Consider the following 17326-nt stretch of genomic DNA (forward strand, 5'->3'; position numbering starts at 1 on the left):
TTCTCAAAACACTCCAGAAAAAAGCCTGCGATTTCTTGAACTTTCGCCTTTCGAACTTGTAAACTATGGGGACAGTGATCCCTAAAGGGGGAGATTGCAAGAACGATCTTCTCGGGAATTTCATGATTCAGCTATTAGAGTGATATAATCAGTCTATGGCCTGCTAATACTTTTTCAGAGGGTGATGCACAAATGCTTCAGCTGAAGGAAGCATCGAAAATCTATAGAACGGGAGAACTAGAACAAACAGCCCTGCATAAGGTTTCCATTTGCTTTTCAAACGACGAATTCGTTGCAATCCTTGGGCCAAGCGGTTCAGGCAAAACAACGTTTTTGAACCTTATTGGTGGGCTCGATAGATGCGACATGGGTGATCTAGTTATAAATGGCAGATCCACAAGGGATTTCAAAGACTGGGAGCTAGATGCTTACAGAAACAAGAGCATCGGATTCATTTTTCAGAGCTTCAATTTGATCCCACATCTTAGTCTTCTCGATAACGTTGAAATAGGTATGACACTTGGCGGTGTGCCTTCTTCAGAAAAAGAAAAGAGAGCCATAGAGCTGCTAGAAAAAGTGGGCTTAGCAGATCAAGCTCATAAGAAGCCCTGTCAGCTATCGAATGGTCAGATGCAGAGAGTTGCTATTGCAAGAGCCCTTGCCAATGACCCCGATATCATCTTGGCAGATGAACCTACTGGTTCTTTAGATACTCAGACAGGTGAAGAAACTGTGAAGTTGATAAAGGAGGTAGCGAGGGGAAAACTCATAATAATGGTAACTCACAATGAAGAAATCGCTAATCGCTACGCAGATAGGATAATCAAACTTAAGGACGGCAAAATCGTAAGCGACTCCCGTCCTTCAGATGATGACGATCCTCAACCAGAACTTATTATAAAAAAAACAAGTATGAGTTTTCCAGCTGCCCTGAGACTTTCTGCAACCAATATCCTAACAAAGAAATGGCGTACAGCACTTACGATACTGGCTTCTAGCATTGGCATAGTCGGAATCTTTCTTGTCTTGGCACTTTCTAGCGGTTTTGGAAGGCAGCTATCAGAATTCGAGTCGCAGACTCTCTCTACGTTTCCGATAATGGTGAGTCAGACAACAGTTGATCTGGAGTCGCAGCAGTATCGCCAAGCTGAGTCTGAAAAGCGGTTTGAAGAAGATGATAGTGATGTCTTGGGGCGATTTGTCTATCCATACGATCCCCGTGATGAGATTCTAATTCACAACAACGATCTATCTGATGAATACTTGGCTTATGTTGAGAGCATAGATCCCAAACTTCTTTCGGGCTTCACATACACGCGACATATAAACATGAATTTGGTTGCAAAGTACGGAGAAATGGCGAAAACTGTTGATCAGACTTCAATCAAATTCACGGCGTATCCGGAAGATCTCGACCCGGAGTCTCCGGGTTATCTCGAGAACAATTTCGACTTAGTTGCGGGATCCTTTCCTAAGGAATTCACCGATCTTGTAATGATCGTTGGAAAAGGAAACAGAATATCAAATGTGATTCTTCAAGCGTTGGGTCTTGATCATGATAAAGAGAGGATTGGATTTGAAGAAATCATTGGATTAGAAATCAAGGCAATTTACAATGACGATTTCTACTTGAGAAAAGGGATGAGTTTTACGCCGAAGACTTCTCTAAGAGACCTCATGGATCTTTACTATGGTGATCTCGGGATAATGCTGAAAATAGTCGGCATTTTAAGACCCAAAGCACAGATTGAGTTCTCAGTTCTTGACGAAGGAATAGCATACTCCGATCGTCTCGCCCAGAAATTCATTGAGAATGCCGTAGATTCGGAGATTGTCCTCGCCCAGAAGGATCTTTATGTAAATGTTCTGTCCGGAGAACAGTTTGCTTCGGATTTGTTCAATGTCCTCTCAGTGATACCACCCGATATTACTGCAAGATTGGTGGGCGGCGTAAATCTACCCATAACGAAAAGAAATATTCTTCAGAAGCTCGGAGCATACAAAACTCCTGTTTCCGTCGTGCTTTATCCCAAAGATTTCAAATCCAAAGAAGAGGTCTTGAAATACCTGGACTCCTGGAACGAAGGCAAAGCCGCTGAGAATAGGATTCTTTACATTGATCTCGCGTCAACGATAACGGGATTACTCGCGGGGATACTAAATGGCTCAACATTCGTGTTGTTGTCTTTCGCTGCTATTTCGCTTGTCGTTTCGCTAATAATGATTGGAATTATTACATTTATATCGGTGACTGAGAGAACAAAAGAAATAGGGATACTGAGGGCTCTTGGAGCAAGAAAGAAGGACATCAGTACCGTGTTCAACGCGGAGAATTTCATCATAGGAGCGTTTTCCGGGGCCCTTGGAATATTGTTTGCTTCGATATTGATCGTGCCACTTAACTCAATTATCGAAAGACTTACCGGTCTATCTAACGTGGCCTATATAAATCCTTTTTACGTGATCTCTTTAATGGTGGCCAGTATTCTATTAACAGTTTTGGGGGGCCTGATACCTTCAAGAATGGCATCCAGAAAGAACCCAGTAGATGCTCTGAGAATTGAATAGAGAGAGCAGCTCCTTGTTTTTTGTGGGGTTTTCGCTCTGTTGTCTCTGAAGTCTCTTCTCTGGTAAAGACAACCCATCCGACCAAAGAAACTAAGTTCTCAGTTATTCTTTCCTCAGTCAAAGATCAGGATCCCGGGATATAGAGATCCAGAGCTTCAGAGATATTTGTGATTTCTACCGAAGGCATCTTAACTAACTTGCCGGAACCAAATCCAAAAAAAAGAAGGTATATGTTTTCTGGTGCTCCAGATCTAACATATGCATCTCTTCCAACCATTACAGTGTATTTTGTTTCAATTTCGGGATTCTTGAAATAGAAGAACTTTTCTTGAGAAAGTCCGGGTTTGAGATTTTTCTGAAAGAAGTAAGCTGTATCTGCAGAGTTTTTCTTCACCCCGACCCAGACTTCTTTTGTTCCAGTCACGAATATTCTGAAGTACGGTCTGTCGCTTGAACTTTGTGCTTCTGTAATTATTGTTTCCAAGTCAATAGCATAGTTAGACAGAAAGTTCTTCGCAACGATATACTGCTCGAGCGTTCCGCCCGATCCGAGAAGTCTTTCGACACTTGCTAGTTTAGCTTCAAAATCATCCTCGATTGCTTTAAGATCTTCATCGTACTGCCTGCGCATCTGTGAAAGCTCCGCCTTCATCTGTCCAACTCTGTTAATGGAGATGAGCGAAAATACGAAACCGATTATGGCGGCCATTATCAAAAATAATCCAATTGAAAGTGCAGGAGATGTTCTTCTTCTCTTTGTCATTCTTCACCTCTTTTTACCGCATAAGAAGAGATGCTCTGAACGAGCCAAGGTTTCGCGGTTCCTGCAGTATTTGAGTTCCCAATCCACTGCGCTGTCGATTTTTGCTGCCAGCGCTTGTTCGTCATATGGATAGAAGGCAACCACCGATGAAATATCTATGAGGTCAAAGCCATTCATGTTAAGCAAATGCCCAATTTCCTCCGGAAAAAAGGGCTTTGTGGCAAAGACTATGCTACTAACTGAGCTGTCTCCTATTGGAATTTTGTCCTTTTCAACCAATCTCTTTGCCAAAGAGTACTCTCCCCGCGAAAGGAAATCATGCAAGAAGGCCCACGCATTATCAACCGTGGCAAGAAGTAGCCCACCCCTTTTGAGAACCCTTTGGCACTCAGCCAAGACTTCCGATGTGTTCTTTGCGTATGAAAGGAGGTCCCCCATTGCCAGCACATAATCGAAGCATTCCTTTTCAAAAGGAAGCCTTTCGGCATTTGAATGAACGAAATCAATCTTAAGATCGGCCAGGCCAGCTTTCATGGAGGCGACACTAAGCATTTCCTGCGAAAGGTCGACTCCCACAACCTCGTGAGCTTTCTCTGCTAGATAGAGGGCCCATCTTCCCGTACCAGTACCAATGTCAAGAGTTCTTCCGATTGTCTTCACATGGTCTTCCAGCAGTCTTTCGACAATACGATGATATAAGTTCCAGTAAGGTTCCTCATACATGTAGTCATATCTGCTAGCAATTTCACTATAGTATTCCCAGGATTCCCTCAAACCGGCGCACCTCACAAATCAGCGAACATATCAGGACAGTTTACTATAGTATAATACATACTCGTCCACGATTCAGGAGTTTGGGCACGATGGCAAGAATCTGTGAAGACCTTAATGAGGTTGCTTAAAGAGCCTTTCTAGCTCGTGAGAAGTGTTACCAAGAGAATTGAACTGACACTAAACGATTATAAGAGAAAGAGTGTCTCTTAAGTAGATTGTCTGTTCCCGCAATCTTGGCGGCTAGACTCAAGTTCTGACTTCACGATTAGATCTTCTTCTTTTGACGAAGCGATTGATTCGTTAATCAGGGAGGAATTTGTGAGAGTATTGATAAATTGTTGAACAGAATCGAATTGATCTGTTCTCAGCACAGCAAACATGAATTCGACGTTCTTGCTATCGAAAATTGGGCTCATTCTAGCGGCGTAGAAGTTCTTTCTCTTTCACGAAGAACTCACCCAGCTTGTTACCCATATCCTTCACAAATGTGTTTATGTCTTTAGACCTTTTCAGGTACCTCCAAAATAGCAATATTCCGATCGTTGCACCAAAATTGTTGAATATGAGATCGAGCATTGTGTCGTTAAGACTCTCTTGGGCCATGCGGTAGCCGGGATATCTGCCAAAGATTTTGTCGGAAATGAACTCTCCGATTTCCCAAAAGACGCCTATCATGTTTACAATTGATATTCCTGAAAGCCAGACCTTCCACTCAACAGCTTTTGGAGGAAGGTTCGACCAAGCGATTGCCGAACCGAAAATGAACGGAAAGAGTGAAAAACCTCCCCAGAATCCACCAAAACAATGAAGGAAATCATCGAAAAGGGGAAAGTTGTTGTAGAATTCAAGCCATATTCCAAAGAAACTGTGGAGAGTTAAGTGCAACAGTGTAAGAAACCGTGTCTCCTCGTAGATGGGAACTCCGGTAATACCTTGGAATATCCAGGTTGAATAACCAAAAGACGCCATAATGAGGTAACCAACCATGTGAGGTAGGTTAAAGTCACGAATAGATCCAAAAACTGGCACAAACAGGAGAAACGAGGCAAGTATATTGATCCATTTAAGCGTTTTGTAGAACTTGATATTGTTTGAAAGAATGGACTTGTTTATGGTCGGTTTATCTACTAAACTCTCACCAAAGCTTCGTGCATATGCGCCAAGGATTGTAAGTACGTCCCTTGCAGTCATTTAAACCCTTCAACCTCCATCGAACACTTTTTGGTTTAATTATACACGAGCTTGTTGGTTCAGCATCACAAATGCAACATAACAGCTCGGAAGTGAAAAACACCGCAAATATTTACGCGTGTTTGTCGAAATCATTTGGTACACTATTCAAGAGGAGAAGTTATATGAAACCCAAAAAGAGCTTTGACTTTGATGAGTTCGCCTTGGTATATTCCAAATATAGATATCCCAACGAGAAGCTGGTGGAGCACATTACTAATAGAATTAGATATGCCGACAGAATTCTGGAAGTAGGTTGTGGCACAGCTGACTATTTGAGTATTCTCTCAGAGCTTCTCTATGCTCATGGTTTCGGATTTGACACCAGCCCTTCAATGATTTCAGAGGGTTCAAAGAAGAATCAGAGAATTGAACTCGCTATTGCAGATGCAAACGGTCCTTTTCCATATGGAAATTCTGAATTTGACTTCGTCTTCAATATTAACCTCGTACATTATATTTCTGATCTTGAAAATCTGTTCAAGGAGAGTTTTCGAGTCCTGCAAAATGATGGGAGCGTATTGACAGTGACGGACTCCTGTCAAGACATTTCTGAGAGAACCTTAACCAGTTATTTCCCTGAGACTCTTGATATAGATAGAGGTAGATATCCTGGAAATTCTTCGATTATTTCTGCGATGAAGAAAGCAGGCTTCGAGGGAATATATACGACGAAGGTGAAGACCTCTTTTGAATTCAAGAAACAGCACTTTGAGCAGTACAGAAACAAGGCCTACTCGTCCCTGAGATTGATACCCGAAGAGAGTTTTGAAGAGGGAATTAAAAGGCTAGGGTCCGATATGGAACGGGGTCTTGTCCTCGGAAAGAAGGCGTATACTCAGATATGGGGCATTAAAATAGCGAAGAGGGATTTTGATCTCCCAATGATCTACACTACAAGTTTTCACTGAAAAGTAAAACTGGTTCCTTTAGGAGGTATCGTAGTGAGAAAATTGGTAGTGGTCTCTATAATCACCATTCTTTCAGTGTATGGCTTTTCTATGGCAGTCAGTGTCGGAATAGGGTTCAATTTGGACATGAGTTCGGGTGCCTTGGTTACACCGGTATTCATTCAGTTTTCGGCAGGTATCCCTTATCTTCAGGGGACGATCCATGCGTACGTTTTTTCTTTCGACTGGTCCAGCCTCGTTGTCAAAGGCTTCAGTTTGCCTGACCACACATATCTTGGAATCCAGACCAAAATCACAGTCCACAAGAGCATTTATGTGAAGGGACAGATCTTCTGGTCTTTAAAACACATCACTTCTCTCATTGGAGGAGAGAGAACAATGGCCGGCACACCTCTTTACACAAGAATTGGTCTCGGAAGCAATGTTTCAAGCATAGGATTGGATGCGGGGTTTGATGGGTACTGGCAACTAGAGCCGTCTAGTACGGTTCCATTTGCGCGACCTTATCTTCTCGTTAACTTCACTTTCTAAAAGTGACTTCCTTCATCTGTTCTAAATGCGGGCGGAAATTTCCTTTAGGATCAAAAGCCTTCAAATGCTCGTGCGGAGGGCTTTTTGACCTGGAATTCGAGTCTCATTTTCCAGTTGCCGATATTGAACAGCGACCGCACAATATGTGGCGTTATCGCGAAGCACTGCCGATCGAAAGTGATCGGTCCATCGTAACTATGTCTGAAGGTTATACTCCATTGATTGAAGAGAAAATATGTGGGAAGAATGTGTTTATTAAAATGGATCACCTTCTTCCGACTGGTTCTTACAAAGACAGGGGCGCTAGTCTCCTAGTAAGTTATGCAAGAGAACACCAAGTTTCATCTTTAGTCGAGGATTCTTCGGGAAATGCAGGATGCTCTATTGCAGCATATTCTGCACGAGCAGGTATCTCCTGTGAAATATTCGTTCCCGACCATACTTCGGTTGGGAAGCTCAGACAGATAGAGGCTTATGGTTCGAAAGTCCGATTGGTTGAAGGCTCGAGAGAAGATGTATCAAGAAAGATTCTCGAGCAAACTAAAGAAAGCTTTTATGCAAGTCATGTCTATAATCCAGTCTTTTTGCATGGAACGAAGACTCTTGCGTTCGAGATCTGTGAACAGCTTGGCTGGAATAGTCCTGGAGCTATTGTTGTTCCAGTAGGAAATGGGACTCTTTTGTTGGGAGCATCTATTGGATTTGGGGAATTGTATTCAGCCGGAATTGTTGATAATCTTCCAAAGATTATTGCCGTGCAAGCAGAGAACTGTGCCCCGCTTCTTCGTGCTTTCGAAATGAATCAAAAAGATTCTGCTGATGTAAACGCGGAAGCGACTGTTTCGGAAGGAATTGCGATTGAAAAGCCCGTAAGAGGTGCTCAAATATTGAAAGCGGTCAGAGACAGTAGAGGCACTTTTGTGGGGGTTTCTGAGCAGGAGATAATTGAAACCTGGAAGGAAATGTCAAAGAGAGGTCACTTCGTTGAACCAACTTCCGCGGCAACAATAGCGGGTTTAAAGAAGTACATTTCGAAAACCGATCCTAACGAAACGATTGCATCCGTATTCACGGGTCACGGCCTTAAAACAGCCTGCGAATTATTCTCCTGGAATAAGCAATAGGGTTTGAACTGAGGTAGTTAAAGCAAGAATTCGTGGATCAATTTTTGATCCAGTTTCTTTAAATGAGCCCGGTGGGTGTGGAACTGAGGAAATCACTTCGAGATTCTCCTGGTCGAAATGTTTATAAGTTTTGAGAAGTTGCCGCATTGATTCGGACCTATTGAAGGCGGGAGGACACCCCGTCTTAGTGTTGCGTTGACTGTTGAACACAACGGTTATATAATTAAAAATAGGAGGTGGTTAAGTTGTTTTGGGATCCAACTTTTATTATTCTCATTCCTGCTATAATCCTGGCAGCTTACGCCCAGTTTCTTGTTAGTTCGAGATTTGCGCATTATTCCAAAGTGAAATCTACCTTTGGACTTAATGGAACTCAGCTTGCGAGGCAGCTTCTTGACAATGCAGGACTATATGATATTAAAATTGAACGAATACGGGGAAATCTAACAGATCATTACGATCCAAAGAATAGAATCGTTCGGCTTTCAGATACAACGTACAACAGCTCCTCTATAGCAGCTCTAGGTGTAGTGGCTCACGAAATCGGTCATGCTATTCAAGATAAGGAGAAATATGTACCTTTGATTGTTCGCAACGCCGTAGTCCCTGTTGCGCAGATCGGTTCCTCTCTTTCGTGGATAATCTTTATTATTGGACTTCTTATGGTTTCGCCAGTCCTTATTAGAATAGGGATTCTGGTCTTTTCTGCCTTTGTCTTCTTCACGCTAGTGACGCTGCCGGTCGAGTTCAACGCAAGTTCGAGAGCGAAAAAGCTTCTCTCGTCAATGGGCATGCCTTCTAAAGAGCTTGAGGGCGTAAGTTCAGTTCTTGGAGCTGCAGCAATGACTTACGTTGCATCTGCGGCTACCGCTATTCTTCAGTTATTCAGGATGCTTTTCTTGTCGGGTGCTGGCAGAGACTGATGCAGGGAGCTCGTTCCATTGCTTTACAGACCCTATCTTTTTTCGATGCAAATGGTTATATCTCCTTTAGAAAATTGGATATAGCGCTGTCCACGCTTTCTTCCCAAGATCGCTCGTTTTGCATGAATATCATCTACGGGTGTCTGAGAAAGAGAGTTAGCATCGACTTCGAACTGTCTCGTTTTCTCACAAAACCAAGCAAATTGCCCCATGCTGTGCTGAATGCGTTACGAATCGGCGCATTTCAGATTCTTTATATGAAAAGCATCCCGGAATACGCAGCACTGAAGTCTTCGGTAGATATGATTGTGGTGAAAGAGTTTAAGGGTCTTGTGAATGCGGTACTCAGGAAGCTAATAAATGGAGGCCCTGCGAAAAGAAAACCTCTTAACATCCTCTATTCCCATCCGGAATGGCTTGTAAATTACTGGAGGGAATTTGCCTGGATAGACGACTTTGAAGAGTTTCTGGAGCACAATCAGACTCCCCCTGTTCAAACAGTTCTTTCCTTGGGAAGAGAGAATGAGTTGATCAAAAACGGCTTTATATTCGACAAGAGTGAGTATTCGGATCTATCCTGTGTTTTTCAAAAAGGTAGTAGTATAGAGAATCTTCAGATCATCGACGAAATTGAATATTTGCTTTCAAAAACAGCTATCCCGGTTTTGACTCATAAGGGAAGTCTTACAGGGAAAATCAACTCAATACCATGGCTTCTCCACACGTTGACTCCGGAGAAAATTGACGGCTACTCAAAAGTGGCTGTGGAATTGCTCGGCAACTTCTCGAGAGAGCATAATGAGTTCATATATTATAGTCAGGCTTTTACTGTAGAGGAAAACAAGCATGCCCTCGACGTTCTCGAAGGTTTTGAACCGGTAATGATGGAGGACTTCTTCGCTGAGCATAAGATCTCTGCGAGATTTGATGGCAAAGGATACTGGCTACAACCATGGAAGGCACCGGCCACATGTTATCTGGCAAGAGTTAGGAGTGCAAATTGAAGGACATTCTTTCTTTAGATCTGGACGAGCTGAGAAGGGAAATAATTTCATTCGGAGAAAAGGACTACAGGGCAAATCAGATTTTCAAGTGGGTTTATGCGAAGAGGGTCCTTGACTTTTCTGAGATGACCGATCTTCCTATGAATCTTAGAAACAAGCTCGGTTCGCTTTTTCGATTTACCACGATGAAGGAAGTAGAAAGGCAGATTTCGATTGACGGTACAGAGAAATTCTTGCTTAAGTTGGAAGACGATAACCACATTGAGACGGTTGTTTTGAAACATCCCCGCCACGTCACCTTTTGCATCTCTTCTCAGGTTGGATGCGCTCTCAACTGCTCCTTCTGTGCAACTGGAGCCAGTGGCTTCACAAGAGACCTTTCTGCGAGTGAGATAGTTTCTCAGGTAATTCTTATGGAGAATAGCATCGGCAGACCAGTCGATAATATTGTATTTATGGGAATGGGAGAACCTTTTCTTAACGAGGCCAACGTCTACAAGGCAATAAAGATTCTTCATGATCCCGTAGGTAGAAACCTGGGGATTCGTCACTTCACTATTTCAACTGCTGGGATTCCCGAAGGCATAAAGAGACTGGCCGATTCGGGAATGGACGTCCGCCTTTCAGTTTCACTTCATAGCGCAAGTGAAGAGACACGGAGTTCTTTGATGCCAATCAACAAGAAGTATCCACTCGATTCATTGCGGAAGGTGCTTGATTATTACCAGCAAAAAACCGGTAATAGAATTACATTTGAATACGCTTTGATAAAAGGAGTGAATGATTCTAAGGAAGATTTGACAAAACTCGGGGAATTCCTGACGGGGATAAAATCCTTCGTGAACATAATACCCGTGAACCCAGTGAAGCCGGTTTTCGATAGACCATCCGATAGGGAAATTGCTGTCTTCTCAGAGAGTCTCAAAAAGGCCGGATTCGAATGCGCAGTCCGACACGAGAAAGGCACTGATATTGAGGCTGCATGTGGTCAGTTAAGGCAGAAAAGAAGGGAATAGTTTTGGAGAGAAGAAAAGGAGTGGTAGTGAGATTTGGCAGCAGAAATATGGAGGTTGTTGATGCTGAAACAGGCGGGCGGCTAATATGTACTATGCCAGGACGTTTTAGATTGCAGGGAATCAGACCTATCGTTGGAGATAGAGTTGAATATGCTTTAAGCGGTGACGGTCAGGGGCGCATAGAAAGCATTCTTCCCAGAAAGACGGAGCTTCTGCGTCCACGGATCTCGAATATCGAGCAAATATTGCTTGTGCTTTCGTTGAAGGAACCGGCAGTTCAAAATCTCATTACGGATCGTTTCCTTGTTCTTGCCGAGTACGCGAAACTGCCTGTTACGATAGTAGTCAACAAAATCGATCTAATCAATAATGAAGAACTAGATAGGTTTTCAGATGTCTATGGTGAGCACTACGAAATCTGTCCGGTCTCTTCTAAGAACAGAATCAACCTCGATCGTCTTCGAGAAGTTTTGAAAGGTAAGATAAGCGTTATGGCCGGCATGTCGGGAGTGGGTAAGAGCAGCCTCCTAAATTCTCTTAACCCTGGACTTAAGCTAAGGGTTTCAGAGATTTCAAGGGGTTTGGAGAGGGGTAGACATACGACCTCTTATGTCGAACTCCTGCAATTCGAGTTTGGAGGATTAATAGCAGACACTCCGGGTTTTGCAAATCTTGAACTGCCAGTGATTGCTCCGGAAAACCTGGACAAGTGTTTCCCAGAAATCTCCCAGGAACAAGGAATGTGCGCGTTTAGTGACTGCGTCCATGTCGATGAGCCTGGATGCTACGTCAAGGAGCTTGTAGAAGCTGGTTCTATTCATAGGAGTCGTTACGAAAGCTATTTGATTATGTATAATGAATTGAAGGAAAGAGAACAGGAGAAGGGAGGGCGAAAATATGGCTAGAATCTCTCCCTCGATTCTTGCCGCAGACCTTACTGAACTCGCCCGTGAAGTCATAAGAGTCCGTGACGCTGATTACTTGCACATAGATGTGATGGATGGAATGTTTGTTCCCAATATAACTTTTGGGGTGCCGATCATGGAAGCGCTGGGAAGACTGCATCATCCTCCCCTTGATGTTCACTTGATGATAGAGGATCCTTCCAGATACGTGAAGGAGTATGCCGCCTTAGGCGCAAAGAATCTACACGTACATGTTGAAGGTAACTATCATCTTCACAGACTTCTTGGACAAATTAGAGAAACCGGTTCGAGAGCATTTGTCGTTCTCAATCCATCTACGCCCGTCTCCCTTCTAGATGAGGTTCTTTCATGTGCCGATGGTGTACTTGTTATGACCGTAAATCCTGGGTACACCGGCCAAGAATTTATACCAGAAGCTGCCAAAAAGATCGATGTGCTAGATCGTATTCGAACTGAAAGGGACTTGAAGTTCGAAATCGCAGTGGATGGAGGAGTGAGCCTCGACAATGCTCAGGATCTTGTAAATAGAGGTGCAGATATTCTTATAATGGGAGCTGCAGTCTTCAGATCGGAAAATCCATCAGTTGTTGTAAGGAAGATCAAGGAGCTCAAGAGGTGAAGCTCTACTTAGTGACTTCTAATGAAAACAAACTCAAAGAGGTACGCCTCATTCTTCCTGAAGGATTTGATGTTGAATCCATTGAAGCAATCGCTCCAATGAAAGACATCGTTGAAGATGCAGGGACCTTCTTCGGAAATTCATTGAAGAAGATCGAAGCTTACAGGGATGTTGGAGTACCACTTCTTGCGGATGATTCAGGGCTTGTAATTGAATCTCTTGGAGGATTTCCGGGAGTGAATTCTGCGAGATTCATGCAGAACAGTCATTACTCTGAGAAGATGCAGATCATTCTTGACAGAATGGTGAACGAAGAAAACAGGGCAGCTCGATTTGTCTGTGCTGCGCTGTTTTATGATCCTTCGAACAGCGTTTTGGTTGGAGTTGAGGAGCAGGTCGAAGGAATTATTGCAAGGAAACAAACCGGTGAAAACGGTTTCGGCTATGATCCAATATTTGTTCCCCAAGGTTATTCTCAAACCTTTGGTGTTCTCGGGGATTCAGTAAAAAAGGAACTTTCACATAGAGGTAAGGCATTCAGGAAACTCTTTTCACTTGTTCACCTTTATACCGGGAAAAAATAAACAAAGCTATTCCCACTACGAGTAGGATTACAGAAACTGCTTGAGCAGTTCTTACTTCGCTTTGACCTATGTAAAGGCTATCTAACCTCAGGCCTTCAACGAAAAACCTAACAATTGAATATAAAACCATGTATAGAGCGGTTACTTCACCATAATTCTTTCTTTTCCCCAAATACCAGTATAGTACAGCGAAAATGACTACATTCGCCAGGCTTTCGTAGAGAAAGGTTGGATGGAAGTATTCAAATTCGGAATAACCTGGCATTCGGTATCTTAAAGGTACGAACATCTTCCATGGAAGATCAGTGGGTGAACCGTATGCCTCATAGTTTGTGAAATTTCCCCATCGACCAATGGCCTGAGCTAAAGGTAATACAGCTGTGAAAATATCAGTTACCTGTAGAAATTTCAAGTCTGCCTTCTTTCTGAATGTAACATAAAGAAATGTAACAAGGAGAGCGGCGAAAAAAGCTCCATGTATGGCCAGGCCACCATCCCACGTTCTGAAGATGCTCCAGAAATCTCCGCGATAGATCTCATAGTTGAACGCAACATAATAGATTCTGGCGCCCAGCACGCCAAAAACAATTCCAATGAAGACTCCCTCGATCAAGTAATCTTCTTTGATGCCTTCCTTTAGACCCTGACGCCGTCCCAAGAGATAAGCAGCGATGATTCCGGTGGCAATCATAACTCCATACCATCTAACCGAAAAGGGGCCTAGATTCTCAACAATTACCGGATTCAGTATCAGTTCACCACTGAAGACTGCTCTCAAAAAGAAAAACAGTGCAACTGCTGAGGCTGATGCTATCACAATTGAAATTACTATTTTCTTCACTTAAACCCCCCTCTTTCCGATATTCAAAACCAGATCTTTGAGTATTCCAGAAGTCTGAGAAAACCTCATCTATTCCTTAGGAGGAGCTTCTTCTCCCCCGGATTCACTTATCTCCAGTTGTTCATCGGATGAAGGCTCCATATCACTAATAGAAGCTTTTTCAATGACATTGTCCAGAACCTTGTTTCTGATGATAGTTGAAACGATGTCTTCTTTAACATCTTGACGAGTATTAACCATTTCTTTTGCTCTTTCAGCGGAAATTCCCCAATATGGAGCCATTTCTTCGGCATAAGCTTGAATCTCTTCCTCTTCAGCTCTGAAGCCCTCTCTCGATGCTATTTCATCGATGAACCTAGCTTTCTTTATTTCATCAAACACACCAGACCTGAGGTCTTCGATGAGTTTCTCTTCGCTTCCAGCCTGTTTAAGGTATTTTTCGTAACTTTTCTCCTTCTTGGAATTCTCTATCGTTCTCTGAACAAGATAATCCAGAGTCGCATCGGAAATCCCAATCTCGACAAGATCATTGATTTTGTCCATCGCTTGCTGCCTTAAGAAATCTTTCTTCCAGTTCAAGAATGATTCCATTCCCTCTCTGCGCACAATTTCCTTTAATTCTTCAAGAGTATTTGCTTCGGCATTCACGGTTTTTGCAAATTCATCGTCTAGATCCAAAGGACTCTTTCGTAGAACGTCAAGGACTTTTACTGAATAAAAGTATTCATTATCGGAGTCTTCGAATGTTCTTGTGAACTCTACGACGTCATCCTTTGTTTTCCCTATGATATTCTTAACTATTGGTCTATCATCTTCAGGAACAACGCTCAGTTCCTGAACCTTATTCTCTGCGATTTTCTTGCCATCCTTAATTATCGTGTACTCAATCTTTACTAAGTCACCGTTTTCAACAGGCCCGTCTTTTGGTTCAACTATAGCGTGTTCGTTTCTGAGTTCTTCCAGGCGGTTATTGACGTAGTTCAGAACTACTTCATCCTGCTTTGGAACTTTAAGGTCAAGATTTTCATAGTCCCGGATTTTTACCTCTGGGTCTCTGTGAAGCTTCACCTCAATTACGGCACCTTCACCTTCCATCTTTTGCTCACTGATTACTGCGGGAACCAAAATCTTTTCGTCCTTCAATTCTTCTTCAATTTTATCGGAAAGAACTTCGAGAACCATTTCTTCAAAACTCTCCGCCAAGAAGTTTCTTACAATACTTAGCGGAACCTTACCTTTTCTGAACCCAGGTATAGTGTATTGTTGATTTACATATCTTGCAACATCATTTTCTGCCTTCCGTATTTCTTCCGAATCAAAAGCAAAGAGAAATGTCTCGACATTCTCTTCTTTTTTAACGAAGCTTTTCTCCACCAGAAACTACCTCCATTCACCTTGAACTGATATTTTTGCCGTCTAATTATACGTACCCAAATGAATTTCACGGTTAATGAGATGTTATAATTAAAAATTCATCATCGGAGTTGGATCAACTCATACTCCAGATTGTCCGGATCAATTACAACAACAGTCGGTTTACCCGTGAGATAGCCGCAAGACTCCCCTGGATTTATGATAACAGGCCTTGAATTCAACCTGATATCAAGATGATGCGTATGTCCGTAGAAAAGGAAATCCGTGATTACTGCTCCGCTCAATCCAAAAGGTTCGTGCATCAAAACTACCGAGCGACGATGAATTTTGATCTCTGCGGGCCCCTTTATCAGAGAGCCACCAAGAATGTTCTTCAGCTCGACGATCTCTCCGTCGTTGTTTCCTAATACCACGTGTAGTTCACCTTTGAATCTTGTCAGTGCCTTTGCGGCAAAGGGGGACACAAGGTCTCCGCAGTGAATAAGAACCTCGACACCTCGGTCAGCAGCAATCTCTACGGACTCCGAAATTCTTGGCATATTATCGTGGGAATCGGACATAATCATCCACTTCAACGCTCTCACCCCTTGATGGTTTCACTTTGTTGAAAAGTTAAGGCAGATCAAATACAATTATAACTGCACGCGACCTGAAGAACAAAGGTTTCCTATCTGAGCGTGTCGGAGGTTTAATTGAATAACAATAAACTGGTAGTTCGCTTCTGTTGTGGAGGTTTTCTGCGGTTTCTTTCCCACCAGGAAAGTGCTACAGCAATAGAACGGACAATTAAAAGATCGGGATTGCCTGTAGCGTATACCCAGGGATTTCACCCGAGAATTAAGATCAGTTTTTCACCGGCCTTGCCAACGGGAGTAATGAGTCTCGCTAATTATGTCCTTCTCGAAACCGATGGTCTCAGTCAGGACGTGGTGAATCTGCTGAACTCTGTTTCCAACTTCACTATCAGAGCTTTAAAGGCCTGGTATTTGCCCCGCGACTATGCAAAGATTGATGATTTATTAGATTCTTATAGAACAGCAATAATTCTTCCTAAAGGGAGTTATTACCCAGAGCGATTTGATGCTAGTGCAATAGTCACCAAGAAAACAAAGAGCGGATATAAGAAATACAATGCTGGAGATGTTTTTATGGATCTTTCAGTTACCTCCCTTAGAACAGTCCATGTGGTAAAATATTCCCAGCCGATAGAGTCGATGGTTACAGCGGAGGAAATTCTTAAGATATTATCTAAAGAAGGCACCGCTTCTTACGAAGGGGTAATTGTTTTTGTGGAAGATGGAATGCTCAATGGTAGATATACTTCAGATATTCTGGATGAAATAGGAGGGATATGATATGTCCGGGCACAACAAATGGGCGAATATCAAGCACAGGAAGGGCGCGCAAGACGCAAAGAGATCAAAGGTCTTCACGAAGATTATCAGAGAACTTATGGTCTCGGCAAGAGAGGGTGGGTCAGATCCCAATACAAACACTTCTCTTCGAAGTGCCATAGAAAAAGCCAGGTCTGCAAACATGCCAAAAGACACCATGGAAAAGGCAATCAAGAAAGGCGCGGGTGAACTCGAAGGTCAATCGTTCTCCGAGGCTCTTTACGAAGGGTACGCTCCGGGAGGAGTAGCGCTTCTTATTAGATGTCTTACCGACAATAAGAACAGAACGGCCCAAGAGATAAGACACACCCTTTCCAAGTATGGTGGATCCATGGCGGAAAGCGGAGCTGTCAGCTGGATGTTTGAAAGAAAGGGAGTTATAACCGTAGCAAAGGAGCAGATTTCTGATCTCGAGGAGTTTCAACTTCTTGCCATCGAGGCAGGTGCCGAAGACATTAAGGATGAAGAAGATCCTATTATAATAGTAACTTCTCCAGAGTCTGTATCTGATGTGAAGACTGCACTCGAAGAAAATGGTTACACTCTGTCTTACGAGATGAGCTACATTCCCAGTAATTCTTTGAAGGTTGAAGGTTCAGATGCTGCAAAGCTACTTAAGCTCCTTGATATTCTTGAAGATAACGACGATGTTCAGGAAGTTTACGACAACTCGGATATAGATGAAACAGAAATGGAAGCCCTAGCCGAACAGATGGGTTGATCGGCCGCTTGCTGTTCTTGCGT

The 17326-nt window shown here is 42.9% G+C and carries 18 protein-coding genes; 12 read left to right on the plus strand and 6 right to left on the minus strand.

The genetic code is table 11. From position 1 onward, the window contains the following. The first annotated feature begins 192 nt into the window (after positions 1 to 192). Complete coding sequence (locus tag V513_RS05645; RefSeq protein WP_006492277.1) at positions 193 to 2568, plus strand: ABC transporter ATP-binding protein/permease; 2376 nt, start codon at positions 193 to 195, stop codon at positions 2566 to 2568. Positions 2569 to 2692: 124 nt separating this feature from the next. Here V513_RS05645 and V513_RS05650 read toward each other — a convergent pair whose 3' ends face one another. From V513_RS05650 to V513_RS05660, 3 genes are all read right to left on the minus strand, one after another. Beyond that, on the minus strand, positions 2693 to 3331 hold the full coding sequence (locus V513_RS05650; RefSeq protein ID WP_014730425.1) for a hypothetical protein: 639 nt from the start codon (positions 3329 to 3331) through the stop codon (positions 2693 to 2695). A gap of 3 nt (positions 3332 to 3334) precedes the next feature. Continuing rightward, positions 3335 to 4105 carry a class I SAM-dependent methyltransferase gene (locus tag V513_RS05655; protein WP_099772000.1) on the minus strand — a complete coding sequence of 257 codons (771 nt, stop codon included), beginning with the start codon at positions 4103 to 4105 and terminating at the stop codon, positions 3335 to 3337. Between the two features lie 417 nt (positions 4106 to 4522). Beyond that, positions 4523 to 5296: a hypothetical protein gene (locus tag V513_RS05660; RefSeq protein WP_099772001.1), complete on the minus strand. Its 774-nt coding sequence runs from the start codon at positions 5294 to 5296 to the stop codon at positions 4523 to 4525. Positions 5297 to 5460: 164 nt separating this feature from the next. Between V513_RS05660 and V513_RS05665 the strand changes: the two genes are divergently transcribed. The 9 genes from V513_RS05665 (at position 5461) to V513_RS05705 (ending at position 12973) form a co-directional block, all read left to right on the plus strand. After that, positions 5461 to 6246, plus strand: coding sequence for a class I SAM-dependent methyltransferase (locus tag V513_RS05665; protein WP_006492283.1), 786 nt, complete (start codon positions 5461 to 5463; stop codon positions 6244 to 6246). A gap of 33 nt (positions 6247 to 6279) precedes the next feature. Further along, complete coding sequence (locus V513_RS05670; RefSeq protein WP_006492285.1) at positions 6280 to 6777, plus strand: hypothetical protein; 498 nt, start codon at positions 6280 to 6282, stop codon at positions 6775 to 6777. 2 nt (positions 6778 to 6779) lie between these two features. After that, a complete protein-coding gene (gene thrC, locus V513_RS05675; protein WP_039882836.1) occupies positions 6780 to 7901 on the plus strand; it encodes a threonine synthase in 1122 nt (373 codons plus the stop codon). Between the two features lie 245 nt (positions 7902 to 8146). Beyond that, complete coding sequence (locus V513_RS05680; protein ID WP_006492288.1) at positions 8147 to 8824, plus strand: zinc metallopeptidase; 678 nt, start codon at positions 8147 to 8149, stop codon at positions 8822 to 8824. Then, positions 8824 to 9828, plus strand: a complete 1005-nt coding sequence (locus V513_RS05685) for a transcription antitermination factor NusB (protein WP_099772002.1) — start codon at positions 8824 to 8826, stop codon at positions 9826 to 9828. Before V513_RS05680 ends, V513_RS05685 begins: the two co-directional genes overlap by 1 nt. Further along, the gene (rlmN, locus tag V513_RS05690) at positions 9825 to 10844 is read left to right on the plus strand and encodes a 23S rRNA (adenine(2503)-C(2))-methyltransferase RlmN (protein WP_014730432.1); all 1020 of its coding nucleotides are present in this window, start codon (positions 9825 to 9827) and stop codon (positions 10842 to 10844) included. The genes V513_RS05685 and rlmN overlap by 4 nt, the downstream gene beginning before the upstream one ends. Positions 10845 to 10846: 2 nt before the next feature. Continuing rightward, positions 10847 to 11749, plus strand: coding sequence for a ribosome small subunit-dependent GTPase A (gene rsgA, locus V513_RS05695; RefSeq protein WP_041928068.1), 903 nt, complete (start codon positions 10847 to 10849; stop codon positions 11747 to 11749). Then, positions 11742 to 12389, plus strand: coding sequence for a ribulose-phosphate 3-epimerase (gene rpe, locus V513_RS05700; protein WP_014730434.1), 648 nt, complete (start codon positions 11742 to 11744; stop codon positions 12387 to 12389). Before rsgA ends, rpe begins: the two co-directional genes overlap by 8 nt. Further along, positions 12386 to 12973: a non-canonical purine NTP pyrophosphatase gene (locus V513_RS05705; RefSeq protein WP_014730435.1), complete on the plus strand. Its 588-nt coding sequence runs from the start codon at positions 12386 to 12388 to the stop codon at positions 12971 to 12973. Before rpe ends, V513_RS05705 begins: the two co-directional genes overlap by 4 nt. Here V513_RS05705 and lgt read toward each other — a convergent pair. The 3 genes from lgt to V513_RS05720 all read right to left on the minus strand — a co-directional run bounded on the left by lgt (position 12927) and on the right by V513_RS05720 (position 15754). Next, positions 12927 to 13814, minus strand: a complete 888-nt coding sequence (gene lgt / locus V513_RS05710) for a prolipoprotein diacylglyceryl transferase (protein ID WP_099772003.1) — start codon at positions 13812 to 13814, stop codon at positions 12927 to 12929. The genes V513_RS05705 and lgt overlap by 47 nt on opposite strands. 69 nt (positions 13815 to 13883) lie before the next feature. Further along, positions 13884 to 15188: a trigger factor gene (locus V513_RS05715; RefSeq protein WP_014730437.1), complete on the minus strand. Its 1305-nt coding sequence runs from the start codon at positions 15186 to 15188 to the stop codon at positions 13884 to 13886. A gap of 101 nt (positions 15189 to 15289) precedes the next feature. After that, entirely contained in the window at positions 15290 to 15754 is a 465-nt protein-coding gene (locus V513_RS05720) for a YfcE family phosphodiesterase (protein WP_257212002.1), read from the minus strand. Between the two features lie 126 nt (positions 15755 to 15880). Between V513_RS05720 and V513_RS05725 the strand changes: the two genes are divergently transcribed. Continuing rightward, a complete protein-coding gene (locus V513_RS05725) occupies positions 15881 to 16543 on the plus strand; it encodes a TIGR03936 family radical SAM-associated protein (protein WP_014730438.1) in 663 nt (220 codons plus the stop codon). A 1-nt stretch (position 16544) separates the two neighbouring features. Continuing rightward, positions 16545 to 17303 (plus strand): YebC/PmpR family DNA-binding transcriptional regulator, encoded by a 759-nt coding sequence (locus V513_RS05730; RefSeq protein ID WP_006492300.1) that lies wholly within the window; start codon positions 16545 to 16547, stop codon positions 17301 to 17303. Positions 17304 to 17326 lie beyond the last annotated feature (23 nt).

The organism is Mesotoga sp. H07.pep.5.3, assembly GCF_002752615.1.
GTDB lineage: Bacteria > Thermotogota > Thermotogae > Petrotogales > Kosmotogaceae > Mesotoga > Mesotoga prima.